Here is a 21,032-nt window from a genome sequence, read left to right as displayed (position 1 = left end):
CTCAGCGCCAGCCTGCGTCGACGAAATACTCATGGCCGGTGATCAGCCGGGCATCGTCCGACGCGAGGAACAGCGCCATCGCCGCGATGTCGTCGGGCACCAGCCGGCCCTTCAGGCACTGGGCATTGACGATCTCGGCCTCGCCCTCGGGCGTGTACCATTTCATCTGGCGTGGGGTCTTCACATTGCCCGGCACGATGCAGACCGAGCGGATATTGTCCCCGCCCAGGTCGCGCGCCAGGCTGCGGGTCAGCCCCTCGATGCCGGCCTTGGCGGTCTGGTAGAGGATCAGCCCCTCCAGCGCGAGGTGCCACGAGATCGAGCCCATGTTGATGATCACCCCGGCGCCCTTGGCCTTCATCCCCGGGATCACCGCCTGAGCGCAGAAGAACAAATGCTTCAGGTTCACGCCGATGCGGTTTTCCCAATAGTCTTCCGTCACTTCCTCGATGGTGTGGCGGTCGTCATTGGCGGCGTTGTTGATCAGGATATCGAACGCGCCGAAATCCTCGATCAGCTTGGCAATCTTGGCCTTGGCGCTGCCGATGTCGGTCAGGTCGCAATGCTCATAGACCGGCGGCTGCGCCGCACCCGACAGGCTCTGGACCAGCGCCTGCGAATCCGCGTCGACAATGTCGAAAAACGTCACGTCGGCGCCCTGGCGGACAAAGCCCTCGACCAGCCCGGCGCCGATGCCCGAGCCACCGCCGGTGATCAGCACGCGCTTGCCCTTCAGGCTGGGATAGACCGCGCGCTGATCGCGAGTGAGCGGCACGTGCATGGGATCAGCTTCCGACATGAGAATGGAGTACCTTGGAATAGCGTTTAATTTGTCCGAGTAAATGACTCACAGCAGGCCGCGGCCCGCCAGGTTGCGCATCAGCTCGCGAATGCCGAAGGTCCAGGGCGCGGCGGCCTTGGAGGTGGTAACCCGGTTGACCAGCGCGCCGAGCTTCGGGCTCGAGATGCGCACCACGTCGCCATCCTTGTGGGTGAAGCCGCGGCCGGGGTGGTCGCGGTCCTGGATGGGGGCGAAGAGCGTGCCGAGGAACAGCGCGAAACCGTCCGGATATTGATGCTCGCTGAGCGTCTGGCGAACCAATTCGGTTGGATCGCGGCTGATCTGGCTCATCTTGTTCGCGCCTTCGAGCCGGTAGCCCTCGGGCCCCTCGATGACGAGGTCGATCTGCGCCGAGCGCACATCGTCCATCGTGAAGCCGGCGTCGAACAGGCGGATGAACGGTCCCAGCCCGGTCGAGGCGTTATTGTCCTTCGCCTTGCCGAGCAGCAGCGCGCTGCGGCCCTCGAAATCGCGCAGATTGACGTCGTTGCCCAGCGTAGCGCCGCGCGGCGTGCCGTTCTTGTCGACGATCAGCACCACCTCGGGCTCGGGATTGTTCCAGTCGCTGTCCGAGCGCACGCCGATGTCCGCGCCCCAGCCGACGGCCGAGAGCACCGGCGCCTTGGTGAACACCTCGGCATCGGGGCCGATCGCGACCTCGAGATATTGCGACCACATGCCCGCCTCGATCAGCGCCGCCTTGAGGTTCGCCGCCTCGGGCGTGCCGGGGACGACCGAGCGGATGCCCGAGCCGACCTTGGCCTCCAGGTCGCCGCGGATCTCCGACGCCTTGTCGGCATCGCCGCGCGCGCGCTCCTCGATCACCCGCTCGATCGCGGAGAGTGCGAAGGTCACGCCGCAGGCCTTGACGCATTGCAGGTCAATCGGGGCGAGCAGGGTGGGGCCGTTATCGCTACCAATATCGGTCACGGCGCCAATGTCCGTGCCCGCGGCGCTCGCCGGATCGGCAAGGTCGAGCAGGTCCGAGACCGTGGGCGCCGTTGCCGAAACGTCGTAGATCCGCCCACCGCGCATGATCACGGGGCTGGGCCCCGCATCCGTCAGGACCCGGCCAACCAGAACAGCTTCAGCAAAATCGACAGGCAGCATTTCTGCCGGAGACGCTTTCAAAATCCTCTCGCCCCAAATCTTGTGCTTTTGATAGCGCTACCATGCGGCGACGCAGGGGCGGCTGTCAAGCCAGTCGCGCCGCTTTGAGACTATTGGGTAACCGCTTCCAAATGCGCGATGATATCGCCGACGATCTCGGCGGGCGGGCGCATCGCGCCCTCGGCGCTGGCATGGACGATCTGCCACGGCCCGAGCAGGTTCGCCGCCACGATCGACTCGTAATTGCCGCGCACCCGCTGCTGCAGCGCCACGTCCGCTTCATATTCGTCGAAGCTCTTGGCGGTGTAGCTGCGCTCGGCCTTCTGCAGGATCAGCGCGCGGGCCAGCTCCCATGGCGTGTTCAGATAGATCGACAGGGCGGGTGCGGGCAATGCGAACTGCCCGGTCTCGAGCGCCAGGATCCATTCCATCAGCGCGCGGCTTTCCTCGGCCGGCACACGCGCGCCCTGATAGGCCATGTTCGATGCGACATAGCGGTCGAAGATCAGCACGTCATGAGCGTCCACCGCGGCGAGGATCTGGTCGCGCCATTCGAACCGGTCGAGCGCATAGAGCGTCGCGGCGGCGTGCGGGGTAACCGGCACCGGCATGTCGCCGGCCAGATAGCGGCCGATCGTCACCCCCGCCACGGTCTCGCCATAGCGCGGGAAGCCGATCACGGTGGCGGTCTTGCCCGCGGCCTGCAGCGTTTCGCAGAGCAGGCGCGATGTGGTGTTCTTGCCGACGCCGTCGGCGCCTTCGATCGCGACGATGATCCCCATGGTTCAGCGCCCTAGCAAGGTGGCGCGATCAGAGGAAGACGGCGGAGACGATCGCGGCCAGGCTCGCCGGATCGCAATCGTCGAGCGCCACTTCCATGTCGGGATTGACGCTGTAGCCGATCATCCGCCCGTCGCGGCTCGAGGCGACCGAGAGCAGCCGCCAGTCCTCGCCTTCGCGTAGCGCCGCAAGGCCGCCGGGCATCGGCAGCCGGTCCGGGTCGGCGACCACGGTCGACTGCGCAGGCAGGCCGCCGCCCAGTGTCGCACGGCTCACTTTCAGGCCAAAGGCGCGCGGCCCGGCGATATGCGGCGCCTCGACGGTCTCGCCGGTCGGCTGGTGGCCGATCAGCCCGTTGGGGCGCGGCGCGCCATAGACCGGAAGCAGGTGCAATGCGGCCACCGGGCCGCTCGCCGGCAGCGGGAGCACCGCGCGGGCGGATATTGGCTGGGCCGGCTCGGCTTCCAGCGCCGCGGCAAGCTCGGCGATCTTTTCGCGGGTGCGCGCATGGCGCGCTTCGGGATTGGCAATGCCGGCCAGGAAGCTCGTCAGTTGCCCGGCGGCATGGCGCTGCTCCACGTCGCGGCGCAGTGCGGCCTCGTCCGCCACGCCGAACAGCGCGAACAGTGAATCGCGGACCGCCGAATTCCAGCGGGAGAAAGGCTTTTGCGCATTCTCGACGCGCGACAGATTGACCGGGGGCAGGCCGAAGTCGCGCTCGATCGCGGCGATGGTAAGCGCGGGATCGAGCGTGCGGCGGGCGCGCAGCGCGGCACCGAGCAGCACCGCGAACCGCTCTTCGGTCAGGTCGATCTCGGCGCCGTCGCTGAACGGGAGGGCCCAGACAGCGATGTCAAAATCGGGCGCGTCGATATCGAGCAGCAGATCGGCAGGTGCGATCCCAAGCGCCGCCGCGATCCGGCGCAGCTCATCCGGCCGCGCGACGACTTCGCCGCGCTCGATCTTGGATAGACGAATATAAGGTATCTCGGGGATATTCGCAGAAAGGCGGAGCAGTTTGGCAAAACCATGCCGTTGCCGCTGGTCGCGGACATGGTTCGGAAACACTATTGCACGATAGAAATCGATCATGGGTTCGCCTGCAGTCCCGGACCGCATCTTACCCTTGCCGTTCGCGCTTGCCATCCCGGTCCCCTCGTCTTGACCGGGCATCTTGAAGCAATTCAAGGATAATACAAGGTAAACGACATTCCGTTAGTGGAATGTCCTACCCGATTTGGCGCCCGTCAGCAGACCGCAAGATGCGATCGGATCCAGGTCGAGGATCATTGCCAGCGTGCTTTCGCCCGTCGCGTGGCGCAACAGCCAGCCTGCGGCCGAAGGTGCCGGATGATCTGGCGCAAAGGCCACGCCGGTACCGTCGGTTACTACGCCCAGTGCCTCGGGCGGGCTGGGCCAGCGGCCCGCGAGATAATCGAGCAGCGCCGCAGCTGCTTCCTGCATCGCGCCTTCGTCACTGTCTGCGGGGCAGAAAGCCTCGGGCGTCGCCGAGATGGTCGCAATGCGCTTGAAGTCGCGCTGGCGCCACCAGAGCAGGTGGATCTGGCCGTCCGTCGTCGCTTCCAGGCCCAGGATCAGGTCACTTCCGGCCGGCAGCAACGGCTGCGCCAGGCGGGCGACATCCTGCGCCAGTGCGGTCAGGTGGCGATTGGGGCGCGGCAGCGAGCCATGCGGCTCCTTGGCGTCGCGCCAGTCGAAATTGCTCTGCATCGGTTCCTCCATCCCTCTATGGAGAATTATAGGATGTGTTGCGTGCTGCGGGGCAGCCCGATGCGATCAGTGGAGCGAAGCGCTCGACGGCGCCGGTGCGATGGCGAGCTGGATCGCCTCGACACGCTCGGTCGGCTGGGCGGGCACGCCGATGCTCGGGGTCAGCGTCGCCGGATCGACAGCGCGGACGCTGGCGAGGCGGTTGTGCGGCAGGCTGGCGTCCGGCAGCAGCGAAGTGCGTGCAGGGGCCGGCTGGCGGCGCTTGGGCGCGCCCGGCTGGCCATATTCGGCCATCACGGCAAAGCGCGGATCCTTGGCGGCGATCTCGGCGATCGCCTTGGCGGCGCGCTTGGTGATCTGGCGAACGCGCTCCTTGGTCACGCCGGTCTCGTTCGACAGGTCGTCGAGCGTGGCGGTCTGGAACACGCGGCGCTCGACGATCTCGCGGTCGCGGCTCAGCTTGGCCTCGAGCTTCTCCAGCTCGGCGGGATCGATGCCGTGCGTGGCGGTGCGCAGACGCGGACCATCGGCGCGGCGCAGCGCGGCTTCGGCGCGCTTGGGGCGGGGGCGGCGGCGCAGCGCCTCGACACCGACCTTGCGGAGCTGGTCGACATAGGCGTCGATGAGCTGCGAGACGGCGCCTTCGGCGAGATAGTCGGAAGCCGCGGCTTCGGTGCGGAGAACGGCGTCTTCGTCCTCGATCATCGCCTCGGGCGAGATCTCATCGCCGTCGGGCGAGGTGGCAAGGGCGGAGAGCGAAACGGTGGTGGCCTCGACCTTCTTCGCCGACGGGCGCTGATCGGTCATCAGGCGGAAGCGCAGGCTCTGCAGCTCGCCGCGGATCTGCCAGTTCACGAAAGTGGTGAACTGCGCCTTGGCGGGATCATAGGCTTCGATCGCGCGGTGCACGGCGATGGCGCAGCACTGCTCGGCATCTTCCCAATGGGCGACCAGGCCGTACTGGCGGACGAAGTGGCGGATGCGCGGGGCGATCAACTTGAGGATCTGGGCGAAGGCACGATCGACATAGACGCGCTGACGGTTGGTCTGCGGTGCGTCCTTGGGCGTATTCTCGATAACTGTAGCGACTGCGGCTTCGAGTGCGATCGTGATCTTCGACATGTTCTATCCCCTGTAGTCAGGCAGCCCTGGCCGCCGTTCACAGGTGCAACATGGTCTCTAATCCTTTAACAGATCCCTTAAAATCCTATATGTACTCCTACCAATGGTACATTTCCGCAACGAACGAGGTTCGTGCGTAAAATACGGAAAATATGCGTTTTTCTGAGGGTTTCGGCAGTGCAAAACCGTCACCGCCATCATTATAGGATAAAATAATTTAGCCGGCGAATTGTGCGGGACGGATTCGACGATCGATGAATCCGAGCAGCCACTGGCGGTGCGCCTGGGTCGCATTGCCCGCCGCGGCGATTCGCTGATCGGCCGCGCCGCTGCCGATTTGTGCCGCGAGCAGCATGCGCGCGCGGCCCGGCTCGATCCCGCCGGCCAGGAACTTCTTGGCATCGCCGACGCCGAGGTGATGCGAGAGATAGGCCGACTTGGCCAGCGTCTCGGCATCGGTATTCACGCGGATGCCCGATTGCTCGAGCCGCGTCAGGTTCATCTTGGCGAGATCGGCGACGCCCAGGATCGAAGCCTGGCCGTCATAGCGCAGCGCCAGCAGCTCGCTGCGTGCGCCCGCCTGCACCTTGCCGCGCCCATCCAGCCAGCCGCGCTGGGATGCGACCTGGTTGAGCCAGGTGCCCGACGTCTCGGCGAGCTGCTCCCAGGTGCCGCTCAGGAACTGGCCGAGGCCCGCAGCACTCGAGCGCGGATTGCGCGACATGGTATTCCAGCTGCCGTCATGCCCCTTGGCCGCCTCGGCATCGACGATCGCGGCAAGCGCGGTCGCCGGGATGCCGGTGCGGCTCTCGGCCATGGCGAGGGCAGGGGCGAAGCGGGTATTGGCGCCGAGCGCCAGCCCGGAGACGACCGTGCCCCGCGCGGCCGAGACCGTCGCCTGGGTGCCGATCGATGCGCCCATTGCGCGGCTGCGCTCCTCGGCGACATCGCCGATCGCACCCTTCAGATCCTCGATGCAGTCGAGCGAGAAGCTTGCCGGCGCGGCCGCCTTCTGGTGGCAGGAACAGGCACAGCCGCAATTGCAGCCCTGCACCGCGCCCGCGCCATTCTGGCCGCCGAGCAGCTGGAGCAGCGAGTCACTGGCCAGGCCGTTCTGGCCCAGGCCGTCGGTCTTCTTGTCGCTATTGTCGCCATCGCCGAGCGCGGCGCGCCACAAGCGGCTCTGCAGCTCGCTCTGCGCGGCGGAATAAATCACCTTGGCGCGGTTGGCGGGGCTCAGCTGGGCGAGGTCGGAGGCGCGCGGGATCATGCGTCACGCTCCCCGGCGCGGCGCGCACGGACCAGCTTGGCCGCGGCGATGTCATCGATCTGCGCCTGTTCGGCGGTGGCGGCGACACGTTCGGCTTCGTCCTTGAAACGGTCGGCGGCGCCTTCGATCGCGCGCATCGTGCCATAGGCCTCGACGGCCTTGCCGCGCAAATGGGTGAGCCGCATCTGGGCGAGCTGCGCCTGATGGTCGAGCCGGGCGCGCTCCGCCTTCATGCGCAGCGTCCAGGCATCGCTGGCGATCGGCACGGTGGCGGCAAGTGCGCGCTCTTCGCGCATGCGGAGGTCATGCGCCTCGGTCTGGTGGGAGATCGTGGTGATCGTGGTGATCGTCTCGCTGATCGACACCTTCACGGTATCGACCTCGCGGCGCTGGACACGCAGCGCGGTATCGAACGGCGTCATTCCGGCGCCTCCAGCCCGAGCGACACGAGCTCGGCCATTGCGGCGAACGCGGCCTCGGCATGGCCCTGGTCGTTCTTGCCCTGGTTGAGCATCTTCTCGATCTCGGGGGCGAGCGCTACGGCGCGGTCGACTTCGGGCGACGAGCCGGCCTTGTAGGCGCCCAGCCGGACCATCTCTTCCATGTCGGAATAAGTGGAGAGCAGCTTGCGCGCGGCGATGCGCGTCTCGTTCTGCGCATCGTCCATGCAATGCGGCAGCGTGCGCGAGACCGACTTGAGGATGTCGATCGCCGGATAGCGGCCGCGCTCGGCGATCGCGCGGCGCATCACGACGTGGCCGTCGAGGATGCCGCGGACGGCATCGGCGACCGGCTCGTTATGATCGTCGCCGTCCACCAGCACGGTGAACAGGCCGGTGATGTTGCCCTTGCCGGGCGCGCCGGGACCGGCACGCTCGAGCAGACGGGGCAGCTCGGCGAACACAGTGGGGGTATAGCCCTTGGTCGCCGGCGGCTCGCCCGAGGCGAGGCCGATCTCGCGCTGCGCCATGGCGAAGCGGGTGACCGAGTCCATCAGGCAGAGCACGTTGAGGCCCTGGTCGCGGAAATGCTCGGCGACGGCGAGGGTGGTCCAGGCCGCCTGGCGGCGCATCAGCGCGGGCTCGTCCGAGGTCGCGACGACGACGACCGAGCGGGCCATGCCCTCGGGTCCCAGATCGTCCTCGATGAATTCCTGCACTTCGCGGCCACGCTCGCCGATCAGGCCGATGACGGCGACGTCGCACTGGGTCCAGCGCGCGAGCATCGAGAGCAGCACCGACTTGCCGACGCCCGAGCCCGCGAACAGGCCGAGGCGCTGGCCGCGGCACAGCGGCACGAACATGTCGAGCGTGCGCACGCCGGTCTCGATCCGCTCGCCCACGCGCGAGCGGTTGGCGGCAGCCGGGGGCGGCGCCTTGATCGGCTGCGGGTCTGCGCCGTTGGGAAGGGGGCCAAGCCCGTCCACCGGACGGCCGAGCCCGTCGACCATGCGGCCGAGCCAGGCCTTGGAGGGGCGGACGCTGAACTGGCCGGCACCGAGATCGGCACGCGCGCCAAGGCCAACGCCCTGCGGATCGACAAAAGGCAGGCACAAGGCGACCTCACGGTCGAGCGCGGTCACTTCGGCCTGGACGATGCCATTGGGCGAAGTGATCTCGATGCGGCTGCCGATCTGCGCGGCGCCGGCGAGCCCTTCCACTTCGATCAGCGCGCCGCGCACGGCAACGACACGACCAAAGCGGCGATCGGGAGTCATCTCCCGGATCGCACGGGCTGCGCTGGCGAGCGTCTGCATCGTTGGAGCCTCAGGCCGCCTGCTGGGCGACGACGGCGTCCTCGAACGCGATCACTTCGCGTGCGCTGGCGAGTGCCTTGTAATATTCGCCCTGGGCGATCTCGCTGGCGAAGCGGATGCAGGCCGACTTGGCGTCCTGCGTGCCGAACGCGTCGACCAGCCCGCCGACCAGCCCGACCACGGTGTCGTGATGGCTGTCGCGGCTGGCCGGGTCGATATAGGCGAGCATGGCGGCGAAATAGAGCTGGCGAGCAGGCGTGGTCGCTTCCTCGGGGCGCATGATCTCGCGCCCGCGCAGGATGGACACCTTATTCTCTACGGCGATCTGGGTGCGGCCCACCGCGCGGATCACCGCGCCGTTGACGATTGCCTTCTCGCCATCGCGAAGCGTGATGCGGAGCATTGGGAAACAGCCTTTCGTTCGTTTGGCTGTATTATAGGAAGCATTTCGGGGGGCTGGCGCAGCACCCGGCAATTTTTGCCCAGCACATCTTATTTCGCCCTTTGTTGGGCGCTTTCGCCGCCTTCATCCTACAATTGAGGCGTGGGCCCGTGCGCGTTTCGCGGGCATCGAGGGAGTATACGTCTTGAGCCTCTATTCCGCTCTCTATGCCGGCGTGTCCGGTCTTAGCGCGCAGTCGGCCGCGATGGCGACGGTCGCCGATAACATCACCAACATCAACACGGTCGGCTACAAGGGCGTCGAAGCCCAGTTCCGCACGATGGTGACGGACGGCCGCGCGAAGAGCAATTATTCGGCAGGTGGCGTCAACGCCGCGCCGGTCACCATGATTTCGAAGCAGGGCCTGATCCAGGCCTCGGCCAGCACCACCGATCTCGCGATCGACGGCGGCGGCTTCTTCGTCACCCGCTCCACGTCCGATTCCTCGGGCGACGTTGCCTATACCCGCGCGGGCTCGTTCCGCCCGGATGAGGAAGGCTTCCTCAAGAATGCCGGCGGCCTGTATCTCTATGGCTGGCGCCTCGACGCCACCGGCAACTACACCAACACCGGCAACGTCAACGGCCTCGAGCCGGTTCGCGTCAGCGACCTGATCGGCACCGCCTCGCCGACGACGCGCATCCAGGCGCGTGCCAACCTCCAGTCGACCACGGCGGCCTATACCGGCACCTATAATGTCGGCGATCTCGCCACCGGCACCGTCGCCAACCAGTTCGAGCGTTCGTTCGACGTCTATGACTCGCAGGGCGGCGCGCACCGCGTCACCATGGCCTTCGTCAAGACCGGCCCGAACGAGTGGCAGGGCGAGACCTTCGCCACCCCGGCCAGCGACGTGACCGCCGCCAACGGCGTGCTCGCCAGCGGCACGGTCAAGTTCAACCCGGACGGCAGTCTCGATCGCGCGGGTTCGAGCCCGTCCTTCTTCAATCCGATCACCCCGGCCTGGACCAACAATGCCGCCTCGGTTCCGATCAACCTGTCGATCGGCAGCGACGACGGCATCGACGGCATCACCCAGTTCGGCACCGAGAGCTCGCTGATCTCGTCGAACGTCGATGGCGGCATGCTCGGCAACCTGTCGTCGATCGACATCAGCAAGACCGGCACGGTCAGCGCGATCTTCGACGATGGCACCACCCGCGCGGTGTTCCAGCTGCCGATCGCGACCTTCCAGAATCCGGATGGTCTCACCCGCGTTTCGGGCAACAGCTACATCTCCAGCAAGCAGTCGGGCGGCGTCACGCTGAACGTCCCGGGCTCGCTGGGCGCCGGCAACCTCACCTCGAGCGCGCTCGAGGCCTCGACGGTCGATCTGGCGGGTGAGTTCACCAACATGATCCGTTTCCAGCGCGCCTACAGCGCGTCGTCGAAGATCATCACGACCGTCGACGACATGTTGCGCGAAGTCAGCGACCTCAAGCGCTAACTCTAGCTGAAAACAGGAACCATGGGCCTCAGTGACATTCTCGGTACCGCGGTTTCCGGCCTGACAGCAGCTCAGGCCGGTCTCCGCGCCGTTTCCAACAACATCGCGAATGTCGGCGTTGCCGGCTACGCCCGTGAGAAGGTGAACCTTTCCACGAGCGTGGTCGGCGGCAAGGTCAGCGGCGTGACGGTCGGCGAGCCGACCCGCGTCGCGGATCGCTTCCTGGAGTCCACCGTCTACACCCGCTCGGGCGATTATGGCCGGTCGGAAGTGACGTCCAACTACATGGATCGCCTTCAGGCGCTGCTCGGGCAGCCGGGCGCCTCGTCGGGCCTGCCGGCGCGCCTCGATCAGGTCACGGCCTCTGCCGTGGCGATGACCGGGTCGCAGGCGTCCACCCAGACGGTGGCGCAGTTCACTGCCGATGTGCAGGACGCGATCGATTCGATGCAGCAGATGGACAATGACGTCGGTCAACTGCGCTCCGATGTGGAATCGGAGGTCGGCTATTCGGTCGACAAGATCAACACGCTGCTCCAGCGCATCAACGATCTGAACGGCACCGTCGCCCAGGCGACCGGCCTCGGCCGCAGCGCCGGCGGCGCCGCCGATCAGCGGATGAGCGCGATCGAGGAGCTGAGCGGGCTGATGCAGATCACCGTCCGCGATCAGCCGGACGGCCGCGTCTCGATCGAGAGCGCGAACGGCCAGGTGCTGCTCGACAAGCGCCTGCGCCAGCTTTCCTATCCCACCAGCGGCGCGGGCTCGCAGCCCACTTATCCCGCGATCGAGATCCGCTTCGCCCAGCCCGATGCGGCGACCGGCGACCAGATCGACTCCGCCTCGATCGGCGGCAAGCTCGGCGGCCTGCTCGATCTGCGCGATCGCGCGCTGCCGGCTTTCTCCGAGCAGCTCGGCACGCTGTTCACCGGCCTGTCCACGGCGCTGAACTCGGTGTCGAACGCCGGCAGCACGGTGCCGCCGCCCGCCACGCTCAGCGGCCACAATAGCGGTCTGGTCGGCAGCGACCGGCTGGGCTTCACCGGCGCGGCAACCTTCGCGGTCACCAAGGCCGACGGCACGCTCGTCGCCAGTACCAAGATCGATTTCGATGCGCTGGGCCCCAGCGCGACGATCGACGACATGGTCAATGCGATCAACGCCGGCCTGGGTGGCGCTGGCACTGCCAGCTTCACCAACGGCGCGCTCAGCATCACCGCCAGCGGCGCCGGCAACGGTATCGCGATCGGCCAGGACGCAACCAAGCCGAGCGCGCGCGCCGGGATGGGCGTCTCGCAATTCTTCGGTCTCAACGACCTCGTCCGCAGCGATAGCAGTTCGCTGGTCCCCTCGGGTTTCGCAACGAGCGACCCTCATGGCTTTGCTGCGGGCGAGACCGCGCAGATCGTGCTGCGCGACAGTTCGGGCCGGGCGCTGACCAGTTATACGCTGTCCCCGGCTCCGGGCGGGACGTTCGGCGACATCGTCAACGATCTCAACGGCAGCCCGCTCTCCAATTTCGGCACCTTCTCGATGGACGATGCCGGGCGACTGCGCTTCGCGCCGACCGCGAACGTCGCCGGCGCGACGCTGTCGATCCCGTCGGACTCGACGGATCGCCTGGGTACCGGCCGCGGCTTCACGCAGCTGATGAGCCTCACCGGCGCATCGAGCGGCCTCGGCGCCGCGCAGGTGCGGCCGGACGTGCTGGCGGACCCGTCCAAGCTCGGCCTCGCCCAGCTGCAGGACGTCGCGGTCGGCGCGAAGGCGCTCGGCGCGGGTGACACGCGCGGCGCGACTGCGTTCGTGAACAAGCTCGGCACTGCGATCGACCTCGGCAAGGACGGCAAGTCCACCGTCGAGGCGTTCGCCAGCAATCTGATGGGCAAGATCGGCCTCAGCGCCAACCAGGCCCAGGGTCAGCTCGCCGATGCCTCGGCGCGGCGTGACGATGCGATCAACCGCCGCGACAGCTTCGCGGGCGTCAACATCGACGAGGAACTCTCGCAGATGGTCGTGCTGCAGAACAGCTATTCGGCCGCCGCGCGCGTGATCAGTACGGCAAACGACATGTACGACACGCTCCTGAACATGATGCACTGATAGAAGAAGAGGGAAAGACCAATGACCCGCGTTGCCACCATTCCGCTTCAGCGCACCATGTCCGATGCGATCCAGCGTTCGCAGGAAAAGCTCGCGCTCACCCAGACCCAGCTGGCGACCGGCAAGAAGGCCAACACCTTCGCCGATCTCGGCACCGAGTCCGTGCGCAATCTCTCGGCGCATTCGCTGCTCGCCCGCCAGGAAGCGCAGTCGACCGTTTCGAAGCGCGTCGGCACCACGCTGACGCTGTACCAGGCGAACATGGAAGGCATCGAGGACGCGACCTCGGATCTGCGTACCAGCCTGATGAACGCGGTCGGCACGGGCGACACTGCGGGTCTGCAGGAAGCGATCCAGACTGCGTTCGACCAGTTCCGTACTTCGCTCAACGCTTCGGAAGGCGGCACGCCGCTGTTCGGCGGCAGCCAGACCGATCAGTCGCCCTTCTCGGTCGACACGCTCGCCCAGGCCGCCAGCACGCCCGGCACCGCCGCTTTCCATAACGACACGGTGCGCGCCAATGCGCGCGTGGCCGACGGCGTGGACGTGAGCTACGGCATCGGCGCGAGCGAGATCGGCGCGAGCCTCTACGAGGCATTCCGCACGCTCGGCGCCGGCGGCGACATCGGCGCCAAGGCGACCGACGCGCAGCTCGACGCGATCAAGAAGGCGGTGTCGCAGCTCGATACCGGCCTCGGCGACCTGCGTGCGGTCAACGCCGAGAACGGCCGCAAGCAGAACCAGGTCGAAACGCTCACCAGCCGCGGCGAAGATCGCGCGTTGGTGCTCAAGGGCGTGATCCAGGACAATGAGGATGCCGATCTCGGCCAGGTCGCGATCGACTTGTCGCAGCAGAAGAGCGTGCTCGAGGCGAGCTACTCGGTGTTCGCCCAGCTCTCGGGCCTGAACCTGACTAACTATCTGAAGTAAGAGGATTTTCCCGGTTCGCACCGGGGAAGCTCTTGCAATGTAGGACTTTGCATGTTTGGCTCGAGCGGTCGGGAGTTCGCCTCCCGGCCGCTCTTTCTTTGTGTTGGAAAAATAGGATCCCGCGCACGCAAGCATGTTGCGCGATCCGGCGCGTTTCCCCGAAACGCGTGGAATTACACGCCCGCGCGATGCGCTATTAGCGCGACCTTTGTGAACTTCCAGCGCCAGCGCCGAGTCGCGCTGTTGGACGGTGTCAGCCGCCCGCGTCGAGCAGGTCGCCGATTGCGCCCGCCGGGCTCGCCTCGGGGATCGCGGCGATCGCGGCGTCGAGCTTGGCCGGGTCGATCTTGTCGATGCTCGCGGTCAGCATGTCGAACGCGCTGGCGGTCGGCAGGCCCTTGAACGCACCGGCATAGCGGGCGTGGAGCCCGCGCAGCTTGTCCTCGCGGTTGATCATCGCCAGCGCCACGGCATAGCGCAGCACCGCGGCTTGTTGCGGCGCGCCGAGGCTCTTGGCCGGCGGCAGGCTGGCCTCGCTCTCGGTGACGAAGCTGCCCCAATCCTGGGTGCGCCAATGGATCTCCGCACGCACGGCGGTGCCGTCGGGAACGCCATCCAGCGCCGCCGCGGCGGCATCGTCTTTGCCCAACCGGTGGAGCGCTACGGCTTCCATCCGCTTGCGGTCCCAGCGCATCTGGTCGCTATAGCTTGGCTGTTCGGTGGTCTGCAGCGCGGTCAGCGCCAAATCCGGGCGGCCGGCGAGGATCTGGAGCATCGCCACGCGCACCGAAAGCGGGCCCTGCGCCACGTCCTGCGCGCGCTGGGTCAGCTGATAGCTGAGCAGTTCGGCGGCGCGGGCATATAGCCCCGCGGCCTGGAGCCGGTCGGCCAGGCGATTGGCGAGCACATCGCCGTCGCCGCCCGACGGGGCCAGTTCGCGATAATCCCAATAGAGCCCGGCGGCCTCGGCGAGCGGCACCTTGCTCTCCGGCGCCAGCACCGCGGTCAGCGATTGCTGCAACTCGGCGAGCATCGGCCCGGCCTGGGCGCCCAGCTTGAAATAGCGCAGCAGCGTGGCGCCGCTCTTCAGCTCGGCGCGCAGGTCCTGCTGGTCCTTGGCGAGGCCATATTCGATCGTCAGCGCGCGCTGCTCGATCGGGCCGCCGCGCCAGCCGAAGCGCAGGCCGTCGAGCTGCTTGATCGCGTCGACCGGGTTGGTCGAATGGCCGTCGATGCCGACCTGGATCAGGCCCAGCCGCGCCGCCGCCCTTGTTTCCGCGTCGCCGCCCAGCGTCGCGCGCTCGAAGCGCAGGCGTGCGCCGGCCATGTCCTTCTGGGCAAGCAGCGCGCGGCCGCGCAGCACATTGGCGTCGGGATTCTGGTCGCTGAACAGGCCGAGCCATTGCAGCGCCGGCTGGGGCTGGCCGACATCGATCGCAGCGCCGGCGGCGGCGATCATGAAGGGCACGCGGTCGCGCGGGGCGCGGGCGTTGATGGCGATACGGGCGCAGTTGATCTGGCCGACAGCCTCTGGCGCGGCACCCGAATGGGCGAGCGCGCGCATCCGCCAGGCACAGGCCTCGGGATTGCTGGCCAGCTCGGGCGCGGAGAGCGATTCCACTGCCTCGGCATCGCGGCCGAGCAGGGTCAGCGCCGCGCCGCGCGCCAGCTGATAGGGGGCGACCAGCGCCAAGTCCTTGTCGCCGAGCCGCATGACTTCGAGCACGCCCAGCGCCTCGGCGCCGCGCTCGGAGGCGATCAGGCCCTTGGCATAATTCCAGCGGACGAGCTGGCGCCTGTCGGGGGTGGCGGTGGCGAGCTGGTGCCACGCCTCGGTGCCGGTGATCCCGCTCCAGCCGGTGCCGTCGGTGATCGACGGCATCTGGGCGAGCTCGGCCGCAAAGCGGGGCAGGGCGGCGCTCGGGATGGTCGCCGCGGGAACCGCGGGCGCGGCCGGCTTGGCGGCGTCGTGCGGAGCGGGCGCAGGGGCGGTCGCGGTGGTCGCGCCGGCGGCGAGGATGAGGAACAGGCTGCGCATCAGCCGAGCCCGAACGGGCGGACAAAGGCGATCACCACGCCGCCGCCGATACAGGCGAGCAGGAACAGGATCGCCGCCATCATCGGCAGCGCGGGCTTGGCGGCGGCAGGCGCGGGCGCCGGCCGCTTGATCGCCGCCTGCGGATCGTTCTCGATAACGGACCGCACATTGCCCGCATCCGAGACCACACGCATTTTTCCGGGGCGCTGATCGTAGCTCAACTTCTCACCTGCTCGCTGATTCCATTCTATTATAGAGGGATGGGCGCGCACACGGCGTGTGCTGCACCGATATCGGAGAACGGATTTTGCGACGCGAAACGCTAGCTGCGCTGGGCCTTGCGGCATTGCCGCTGCCGGGTGGTGGTGCGCTTGCCTCGGGCGGCGGTGCCGGCGCGGGCGAGGGCCTGCATCTCGTCTCGATGGACGAAGTCACCGTGCCGATCATCGACAGTGACCGCGTGAACGGCGCGCTTACCTTCAAGCTGGTGATCGATGCCGGCTCGCAGGAGACCGCGACCAAGGTCACCGGCGAGATGCCGGTACTGCGCTCGGCGACGATCGCGGCAGGCCTCGAGTTCGCCCGTCTCAATGCCTCGGCGCTGCGGGCAGTCGACGCCCAGCGCCTCGATCACGACCTCACCGCCGCGCTCAAGGCCGCCGAGCCGGGCCTGGTGCGCGTGTTGATCGTCGAGGTCGAAGCGCGAACCGGCTGATCGTTCGCTGACAATCCGGACAAGAAAAAGCCCATCCCGGCGCGGTGCCGGGATGGGCTTTTCTTTGTCTCTAAGCGCTTAGCGCCGTGCGGCGCCTGCCGGTGCGGCCGGCGCGCGGCCTGCTGTCTGCGGCTGGGCCTGCGGCTTGGCACCGCGTCGCGCCATCGCCATGCTCAGCGTCGCGGCGCCCTTGGGGGTCATCGCGGCCATGATCATCGCGGTCGAGCGCTCGCGCATGCGCTGCGCCACCTTCATCTGCACTTCCATGTCGAGTTGCTCAAAGACCACCGCAGCGGCCTTGGGTTTCATCGCCTGGTAGATGCGGGCCAGTTCGTCGAACTGCGAGTCCGCCGAGCTAGGAGCGCCGGGAGCGCCGGCCGGGCCGCCCGCTACCTGCTGCTGCGCCTCATCCTGCTTCTTGCGCGCCTCGACATCGGCGGCGAGCCGCGCGGAGGCCGCCTTGGCCGCCTGTTCGCGCAGGTCGAGACCGCGCTTGCGGCGCGCGGCGGCGGCGTCGCGGTCGTTCATGTCCTGCGTGATCGCATTGCCCAGCCGCGTGGTGTTCGGGCTGTTGTCCTGCGCACCGGTCGCGATCGTCGCGGCATTGGCGACCGCCGCGAGCCCGGCGACGCCGGCGGTGAGGAGGAGAAGGGTGGGGCGGGCCATGTTACGCGGCTTCCGCCATTGCGGCGACGGCCTCGGCGATCGCTTCGGCTTCCGCCGTGTCCGCCGCTTCGACTTCTGCCGTGCCGCGCTGGGCATTGGCCATGCTCACCGCATTGACGATCCGCTCGGCGGCGGAATCGGCGATGCCGGTCATCAGGCTCAGCTCATCGCGCAGCTCGCGAGCGCGCTCGACCAGCTGGGCATGGCGGGCGCAATCGGTGCCGAGCGTGTGCTTCATGTCCGAAAGCACGGCGCGGGCCTGGACGGTGGCAATCTGCAGCGCCTCGACCACCTGGGTCAGCGCGCCGTCCTTGACGGTGCGCAGGCTCTTCATCATCCGAACGCTCTGCACGAGCACGGCCATGCACAGGATGATCGTCAGCACATTGGCGAGTAGCGCGATGCTCATTGCTTCACCTTCTTGTCGGAGGAAACGTCGTTGACCAGGCGCACGGCAACCTTGCCGCTGCGCTGGCCGATCTGGCCCTGGGCGAGCTTCACGCCGCCACAGGCAATATCGAGGGGGTCGTCGGGGCTCTTGTGGAGCGCGATCGTCTGGCCGACCTCGAGGCTCTGCAGCTCGGCGATCGACATCGGCTTCTCGCCGAGCAGCACGCTCATCGAGACGTTGGTCTTGCGCACCTCGGCGGCCATATGCGCCTCCCAGATGCTGTCGCGGCCGCTCTTCTCGCCCATGAAGCGCTGGAGCAGCTTGTCGCGCACCGGCTCGAGCGTGGCGTACGGGAACACCAAAGTGAACCGTCCGCCGCGCCCGTCCATGTCCACCCGGAAGGTGGCGGTGGCGCAGATGTTGGAGACGCCGGCGATCGCGGCGAAGCGCGGATTGGTCTCGATGCGCTCGAGGTTCATCGTCACCGGTTCGATTGGCTCGAAGGCTTCCGAAAAGTCGGAAAGCGCCAGGCTCAGCATGCGCGAGACCAGGCCGGTCTCGATCGTGGTGAAGGCGCGGCCGTCGATCACCATCGTCGAGCCGCCGCCACCGCGGCCGCCGAGCAGCGCGTCGACGACCGAGTAGATCAGGCTGGAATCGACGGTGACCAGGCCGTAGCTCTCCCACTCCTCGATCTTGAACACGCCGACCATCGCGGGAAGCGCGACGCGGTTCATGAACTCGCCGAAGCGGGTGGAGGTCACTTCCTCCAGACTGACGTCGACGCCGTCCGAAGTGAGATTGCGCATCGAGCTCGCGAACGAGCGGACGACGCGGTCGCACACCACTTCGAGCATCGGCAGACGCTCATGGCTGATGACCTTGGATTCGATGACGGCGCGCAGGCCCTTCTTGCCCACTGTGGGCCCGAAGTCGCCGAACAGCGCGTCAATGTCCGCCTGGTCGAAATTCGCCGCGCCGCCCAGATCGATGGCGGCCGGCGGATCCGGCAGGTCGAAATCTTCGAGATCGATCATTGCTGGACCAGGTCCTGAATCAGAATGTCCTTCACCTGGCCGTCGCCGAGCGTGGCCGTGGCGCGCACCATCATCTCTTCCTTGATCCGGAAGACGGCAGCCGAACCGGCCAGATCCTCGGGGCGCAGCTCACGCAGGAAGGGCTGGAAGCTGTCGAGCAGCAGCGGCAGCTTCTCCTTCATCGTGTCCGGGGCGATGCCGTCCGCGGGCACGATCATGAAGTGCAGCTTCAGGAAGCGCGCCTGGCCGTCGGGCGAGCGCAGGTTCACCATGAACGCGGGCACGTCGACATAGGCGTCCTTGCCGGCCGCGGCTTCGCCGCCGCTGTCGCCATGGCCGCCCTCGGCGGCCTTTTCTTCGGTCTTGGCATGGCCGCTATCTGCCGTCTCGGCCTTGGCGCTGCCGCCAGAGAGCATGAAGGCAGCACCGCCGCCGCCGCCGAGCAGGACAACGCCTGCGGCCGCGCCGATGATGATGAGCTTCTTCTTCGACTTGGGCTTGGCGGCCTTCGCAGCCTCCGCGCCCTCCTCGATGATTTCCGGAGACGACATTCCCTGGTGACCTTCCGAAATCCTGCACGCCGACACCGCGTCGGTGCATTTCATTCTATTATAGGATCAGCGCCCGGCAATTGTTGCCTAGTGCGAACTTTTTGAGGGACGTCCGGTGGACATTTCTTCCTATGTGCTGCTCAGCCAGGAAACGGCGCTCCGTCGTCGCATGGACGTGGCGGCGAATAACCTGGCCAACATGAACACGGTTGGCTTCAAGCGCGAGCAGCCGGTCTTCCGCGAATATGTGGAGAAGACCGATTCCGCGGTGAAGCCGGCGAACAAGACGTCGTTCGTGCTCGATTACGGCGCGGTGCATGATTTCAGCCAGGGGGCCTTCCAGCCCACCGGCAATGCGCTCGACGTGATGATCGAGGGCAACGGCTATCTGTCGGTGCAGGCGCCCGACGGCTCGACTGCCTATACGCGCTCGGGCCAGCTCAAGATGCTGCCTACCGGCGAGCTCGCCACCTCGAGCGGCAACAAGGTGCTGGGTGAGGGCGGCAAGCCGATCACGATCCCGCCCGAAGCCGCGAACCAGATCGAAATCGGCAAGGACGGCACGATCAACGGCCCGGGCGGCCCGTTCGGCCGCCTCACCGTCACCGAGTTCAACGAAGCCACCGTCGATCCGCGCGGCGACGGCCTGTTCAACGGCACCGGCGGCCGCGAACTGCCCGCGGGCGAGACGCATCTCCAGACCGGCGGCATCGAAGGCTCCAACGTCAATGCGATCCAGGAGACCACCGACATGGTGGAGATCCTGCGCGCCTATCAGACCAGCCAGAACCTCTCCCAGAGCATGAACGACATGCGCAAGTCGGCGATCGACCGGCTGAGCAAGGTCGGCTGAACCCACACGAGCACAAGGAACTAGTCCATGCGTACGCTTTCTATCGCCGCGACGGGCATGCTCGCGCAGCAGACCAACGTCGATGTCATCTCGAACAACATCGCCAACATGAACACCACGGGCTTCAAGCGCCAGCGCGCCGAGTTCCAGGACCTTCTCTACGAGCAGGTCGTGCGTCCCGGTTCGTCGACCAGCCAGCAGACGCAGAGCCCGACCGGCATCCAGATCGGCTCGGGCGTGAAGACCGGCGCGATCTACCGGATCAACGAGCAGGGCACCGCCCAGCAGACCGACAACCAGTATGACCTGGCGATCCAGGGCCATGGCTATTTCCAGATCACCATGCCCGACGGCACCACCGGCTATACCCGCGATGGTTCGTTCGGCGTCTCGGACCAGGGCGAACTGGTCAATGCAGACGGTTTCCCGGTCCAGCCGGGCATCACCGTGCCGCAGAACGCCGTGAGCGTCACTGTCTCGAAGACCGGCCAGGTCGATGTTGTCCTCTCGGGCAACCCGACCCCGCAGACGCTCGGCCAGCTCCAGCTCGCGACCTTCGTCAACGAAGGCGGTCTGGAGGCCAAGGGCGGCAATCTGTTCCTCGAGACCTCGGCCTCGGGCGCCCCGATCGTCGGCGCGCCGGGCGATCCCGGCGTCGGCACGCTGATGCAGGGCTTCGTCGAGGCCTCGAACGTCAATCCGGTCGCTGAGATCACCGCGCTGATCACCGCGCAGCGCGCCTATGAGATGAACAGCCGCGTCGTGAAGACCGCCGACGAGATGCTGGCCACCACCAGCCAGCTGCACTGATGATGAGCCTGCTCAGCTTCGCCCTGCTCGCTTTGGGTTCGCCCGAAGAGGTGCCGGTCGCCGTGCTCGGCCATGCCGTGCAGAAGGGCGATCGCATCGAGGCGGGCGACTTCGCGGTCGAGCAGCGTCCCGCTGCCGCCGCGCGGGGAGCACTTACCGTCGACCAGGCTTCCGGCATGGAAGCCGTGCGCAACCTGGCCGCCGGGACGGTGGTGCGCCAGAGCGATCTGATGCGCCCCCAGATGGTGCGCCGCGGGGAGCCGGTGACGATCCGTATCGTCAGCGGTTCGCTGATCATCACCGCTGCGGGCCGCGCGCTCGGCGGCGGATCGAAGGGCGAGGCCGTACGCGTCGTCGCCAATGCCACCAACCGCACGCTCGACGGGGTCGTCGAGGCCTCCGGCACCGTGCGTATCGTCACGCCTTGAAGCTTTGAGGG

23 protein-coding genes are annotated in these 21,032 nt (G+C 67.2%); 7 read left to right on the top strand and 16 right to left on the bottom strand.

The window, feature by feature from the left end; all coding sequences use genetic code 11:
- Nucleotide 1: 1 nt before the first annotated feature.
- The 10 genes from HZY97_RS15355 to HZY97_RS15310 form a co-directional block, all read right to left on the bottom strand.
- Complete coding sequence (locus tag HZY97_RS15355) at nt 2-781, bottom strand: SDR family NAD(P)-dependent oxidoreductase (RefSeq protein ID WP_180145540.1); 780 nt, start codon at nt 779-781, stop codon at nt 2-4.
- 66 nt (nt 782-847) lie between these two features.
- Nucleotides 848-1,951 (bottom strand): fumarylacetoacetate hydrolase family protein, encoded by a 1,104-nt coding sequence (locus HZY97_RS15350; RefSeq protein WP_180145539.1) that lies wholly within the window; start codon nt 1,949-1,951, stop codon nt 848-850.
- Nucleotides 1,952-2,061: 110 nt separating this feature from the next.
- On the bottom strand, nt 2,062-2,733 hold the full coding sequence (locus HZY97_RS15345) for a dTMP kinase (RefSeq protein ID WP_180145538.1): 672 nt from the start codon (nt 2,731-2,733) through the stop codon (nt 2,062-2,064).
- A 28-nt stretch (nt 2,734-2,761) separates the two neighbouring features.
- Nucleotides 2,762-3,823: a helix-turn-helix domain-containing protein gene (locus HZY97_RS15340; protein ID WP_257215097.1), complete on the bottom strand. Its 1,062-nt coding sequence runs from the start codon at nt 3,821-3,823 to the stop codon at nt 2,762-2,764.
- A 123-nt stretch (nt 3,824-3,946) separates the two neighbouring features.
- A complete protein-coding gene (locus HZY97_RS15335; RefSeq protein WP_180145536.1) occupies nt 3,947-4,462 on the bottom strand; it encodes a hypothetical protein in 516 nt (171 codons plus the stop codon).
- A gap of 66 nt (nt 4,463-4,528) precedes the next feature.
- Nucleotides 4,529-5,584, bottom strand: a complete 1,056-nt coding sequence (locus HZY97_RS15330) for a sigma factor-like helix-turn-helix DNA-binding protein (protein WP_180145535.1) — start codon at nt 5,582-5,584, stop codon at nt 4,529-4,531.
- 217 nt (nt 5,585-5,801) lie between these two features.
- The gene (locus HZY97_RS15325; RefSeq protein WP_180145533.1) at nt 5,802-6,854 is read right to left on the bottom strand and encodes a peptidoglycan-binding protein; all 1,053 of its coding nucleotides are present in this window, start codon (nt 6,852-6,854) and stop codon (nt 5,802-5,804) included.
- Nucleotides 6,851-7,276: a hypothetical protein gene (locus tag HZY97_RS15320; protein WP_180145530.1), complete on the bottom strand. Its 426-nt coding sequence runs from the start codon at nt 7,274-7,276 to the stop codon at nt 6,851-6,853. Before HZY97_RS15320 ends, HZY97_RS15325 begins: the two co-directional genes overlap by 4 nt.
- Nucleotides 7,273-8,610, bottom strand: a complete 1,338-nt coding sequence (gene fliI, locus HZY97_RS15315; RefSeq protein WP_180145528.1) for a flagellar protein export ATPase FliI — start codon at nt 8,608-8,610, stop codon at nt 7,273-7,275. The genes HZY97_RS15320 and fliI overlap by 4 nt, the downstream gene beginning before the upstream one ends.
- A gap of 10 nt (nt 8,611-8,620) precedes the next feature.
- Nucleotides 8,621-9,013, bottom strand: coding sequence for a flagellar biosynthesis repressor FlbT (locus HZY97_RS15310; protein ID WP_180145526.1), 393 nt, complete (start codon nt 9,011-9,013; stop codon nt 8,621-8,623).
- A gap of 184 nt (nt 9,014-9,197) precedes the next feature.
- Between HZY97_RS15310 and HZY97_RS15305 the strand changes: the two genes are divergently transcribed.
- From HZY97_RS15305 to HZY97_RS15295, 3 genes are read left to right on the top strand one after another with little or no spacing between them, the layout of a single operon-like run.
- Nucleotides 9,198-10,499 carry a flagellar hook protein FlgE gene (locus tag HZY97_RS15305; protein WP_180145524.1) on the top strand — a complete coding sequence of 434 codons (1,302 nt, stop codon included), beginning with the start codon at nt 9,198-9,200 and terminating at the stop codon, nt 10,497-10,499.
- A 21-nt stretch (nt 10,500-10,520) separates the two neighbouring features.
- Nucleotides 10,521-12,602, top strand: a complete 2,082-nt coding sequence (flgK, locus tag HZY97_RS15300) for a flagellar hook-associated protein FlgK (RefSeq protein WP_180145521.1) — start codon at nt 10,521-10,523, stop codon at nt 12,600-12,602.
- Between the two features lie 21 nt (nt 12,603-12,623).
- Complete coding sequence (locus tag HZY97_RS15295) at nt 12,624-13,532, top strand: flagellin (protein ID WP_180145518.1); 909 nt, start codon at nt 12,624-12,626, stop codon at nt 13,530-13,532.
- A gap of 253 nt (nt 13,533-13,785) precedes the next feature.
- Here HZY97_RS15295 and HZY97_RS15290 read toward each other — a convergent pair whose 3' ends face one another.
- Nucleotides 13,786-15,570, bottom strand: coding sequence for a hypothetical protein (locus tag HZY97_RS15290; RefSeq protein ID WP_180145515.1), 1,785 nt, complete (start codon nt 15,568-15,570; stop codon nt 13,786-13,788).
- On the bottom strand, nt 15,570-15,764 hold the full coding sequence (locus HZY97_RS15285; RefSeq protein ID WP_180145513.1) for a hypothetical protein: 195 nt from the start codon (nt 15,762-15,764) through the stop codon (nt 15,570-15,572). Before HZY97_RS15285 ends, HZY97_RS15290 begins: the two co-directional genes overlap by 1 nt.
- A gap of 113 nt (nt 15,765-15,877) precedes the next feature.
- Here HZY97_RS15285 and HZY97_RS15280 point away from each other — a divergent pair, with 113 nt between their 5' ends.
- Nucleotides 15,878-16,285 (top strand): hypothetical protein, encoded by a 408-nt coding sequence (locus HZY97_RS15280; protein ID WP_257215096.1) that lies wholly within the window; start codon nt 15,878-15,880, stop codon nt 16,283-16,285.
- A gap of 78 nt (nt 16,286-16,363) precedes the next feature.
- Here the strand turns inward: HZY97_RS15280 and HZY97_RS15275 are convergent, their stop codons facing one another.
- From HZY97_RS15275 to HZY97_RS15260, 4 genes are read right to left on the bottom strand one after another with little or no spacing between them, the layout of a single operon-like run.
- A complete protein-coding gene (locus HZY97_RS15275; protein ID WP_180145510.1) occupies nt 16,364-16,951 on the bottom strand; it encodes a MotE family protein in 588 nt (195 codons plus the stop codon).
- 1 nt (nt 16,952) lies between these two features.
- Nucleotides 16,953-17,360 (bottom strand): DUF6468 domain-containing protein, encoded by a 408-nt coding sequence (locus HZY97_RS15270; protein ID WP_180145507.1) that lies wholly within the window; start codon nt 17,358-17,360, stop codon nt 16,953-16,955.
- Entirely contained in the window at nt 17,357-18,379 is a 1,023-nt protein-coding gene (fliM, locus tag HZY97_RS15265) for a flagellar motor switch protein FliM (RefSeq protein ID WP_180145504.1), read from the bottom strand. The genes HZY97_RS15270 and fliM overlap by 4 nt, the downstream gene beginning before the upstream one ends.
- Nucleotides 18,376-18,930, bottom strand: a complete 555-nt coding sequence (locus tag HZY97_RS15260; RefSeq protein WP_180145501.1) for a flagellar basal body-associated FliL family protein — start codon at nt 18,928-18,930, stop codon at nt 18,376-18,378. Before HZY97_RS15260 ends, fliM begins: the two co-directional genes overlap by 4 nt.
- A gap of 115 nt (nt 18,931-19,045) precedes the next feature.
- Between HZY97_RS15260 and flgF the strand changes: the two genes are divergently transcribed.
- The 3 genes from flgF to flgA are packed head-to-tail and all read left to right on the top strand — an operon-like array spanning nt 19,046 to nt 21,021.
- On the top strand, nt 19,046-19,783 hold the full coding sequence (flgF, locus tag HZY97_RS15255; RefSeq protein ID WP_180145498.1) for a flagellar basal-body rod protein FlgF: 738 nt from the start codon (nt 19,046-19,048) through the stop codon (nt 19,781-19,783).
- A gap of 27 nt (nt 19,784-19,810) precedes the next feature.
- Nucleotides 19,811-20,593, top strand: a complete 783-nt coding sequence (gene flgG, locus HZY97_RS15250; protein ID WP_180145495.1) for a flagellar basal-body rod protein FlgG — start codon at nt 19,811-19,813, stop codon at nt 20,591-20,593.
- On the top strand, nt 20,593-21,021 hold the full coding sequence (gene flgA / locus HZY97_RS15245) for a flagellar basal body P-ring formation chaperone FlgA (protein WP_180145492.1): 429 nt from the start codon (nt 20,593-20,595) through the stop codon (nt 21,019-21,021). Before flgG ends, flgA begins: the two co-directional genes overlap by 1 nt.
- Nucleotides 21,022-21,032 lie beyond the last annotated feature (11 nt).

The organism is Sphingomonas sp. R-74633 (genome assembly GCF_013416555.1).
Lineage (GTDB): Bacteria > Pseudomonadota > Alphaproteobacteria > Sphingomonadales > Sphingomonadaceae > Sphingomonas.
The sequence above is the reverse complement of the archived record's forward strand: the minus strand, read 5'-3'. Positions and strand labels throughout refer to the sequence as shown.

Bases quoted from the DNA above. Each gene is read 5' to 3' on its own strand.
- HZY97_RS15355 (WP_180145540.1), bottom strand. From the start codon at position 781: ATGCACGTGCCGCTCACTCGCGATCAGCGCGCGGTCTATCCCAGCCTG.
- HZY97_RS15350 (WP_180145539.1), bottom strand. From the start codon at position 1,951: ATGCTGCCTGTCGATTTTGCTGAAGCTGTTCTGGTTGGCCGGGTCCTG.
- HZY97_RS15345 (WP_180145538.1), bottom strand. From the start codon at position 2,733: ATGGGGATCATCGTCGCGATCGAAGGCGCCGACGGCGTCGGCAAGAAC.
- HZY97_RS15340 (WP_257215097.1), bottom strand. From the start codon at position 3,823: ATGATCGATTTCTATCGTGCAATAGTGTTTCCGAACCATGTCCGCGAC.
- HZY97_RS15335 (WP_180145536.1), bottom strand. From the start codon at position 4,462: ATGCAGAGCAATTTCGACTGGCGCGACGCCAAGGAGCCGCATGGCTCG.
- HZY97_RS15330 (WP_180145535.1), bottom strand. From the start codon at position 5,584: ATGTCGAAGATCACGATCGCACTCGAAGCCGCAGTCGCTACAGTTATC.
- HZY97_RS15325 (WP_180145533.1), bottom strand. From the start codon at position 6,854: ATGATCCCGCGCGCCTCCGACCTCGCCCAGCTGAGCCCCGCCAACCGC.
- HZY97_RS15320 (WP_180145530.1), bottom strand. From the start codon at position 7,276: ATGACGCCGTTCGATACCGCGCTGCGTGTCCAGCGCCGCGAGGTCGAT.
- fliI (WP_180145528.1), bottom strand. From the start codon at position 8,610: ATGCAGACGCTCGCCAGCGCAGCCCGTGCGATCCGGGAGATGACTCCC.
- HZY97_RS15310 (WP_180145526.1), bottom strand. From the start codon at position 9,013: ATGCTCCGCATCACGCTTCGCGATGGCGAGAAGGCAATCGTCAACGGC.
- flgK (WP_180145521.1), top strand. From the start codon at position 10,521: ATGGGCCTCAGTGACATTCTCGGTACCGCGGTTTCCGGCCTGACAGCA.
- HZY97_RS15295 (WP_180145518.1), top strand. From the start codon at position 12,624: ATGACCCGCGTTGCCACCATTCCGCTTCAGCGCACCATGTCCGATGCG.
- HZY97_RS15290 (WP_180145515.1), bottom strand. From the start codon at position 15,570: ATGCGCAGCCTGTTCCTCATCCTCGCCGCCGGCGCGACCACCGCGACC.
- HZY97_RS15285 (WP_180145513.1), bottom strand. From the start codon at position 15,764: ATGCGTGTGGTCTCGGATGCGGGCAATGTGCGGTCCGTTATCGAGAAC.
- HZY97_RS15275 (WP_180145510.1), bottom strand. From the start codon at position 16,951: ATGGCCCGCCCCACCCTTCTCCTCCTCACCGCCGGCGTCGCCGGGCTC.
- HZY97_RS15270 (WP_180145507.1), bottom strand. From the start codon at position 17,360: ATGAGCATCGCGCTACTCGCCAATGTGCTGACGATCATCCTGTGCATG.
- fliM (WP_180145504.1), bottom strand. From the start codon at position 18,379: ATGATCGATCTCGAAGATTTCGACCTGCCGGATCCGCCGGCCGCCATC.
- HZY97_RS15260 (WP_180145501.1), bottom strand. From the start codon at position 18,930: ATGTCGTCTCCGGAAATCATCGAGGAGGGCGCGGAGGCTGCGAAGGCC.
- flgG (WP_180145495.1), top strand. From the start codon at position 19,811: ATGCGTACGCTTTCTATCGCCGCGACGGGCATGCTCGCGCAGCAGACC.
- flgA (WP_180145492.1), top strand. From the start codon at position 20,593: ATGATGAGCCTGCTCAGCTTCGCCCTGCTCGCTTTGGGTTCGCCCGAA.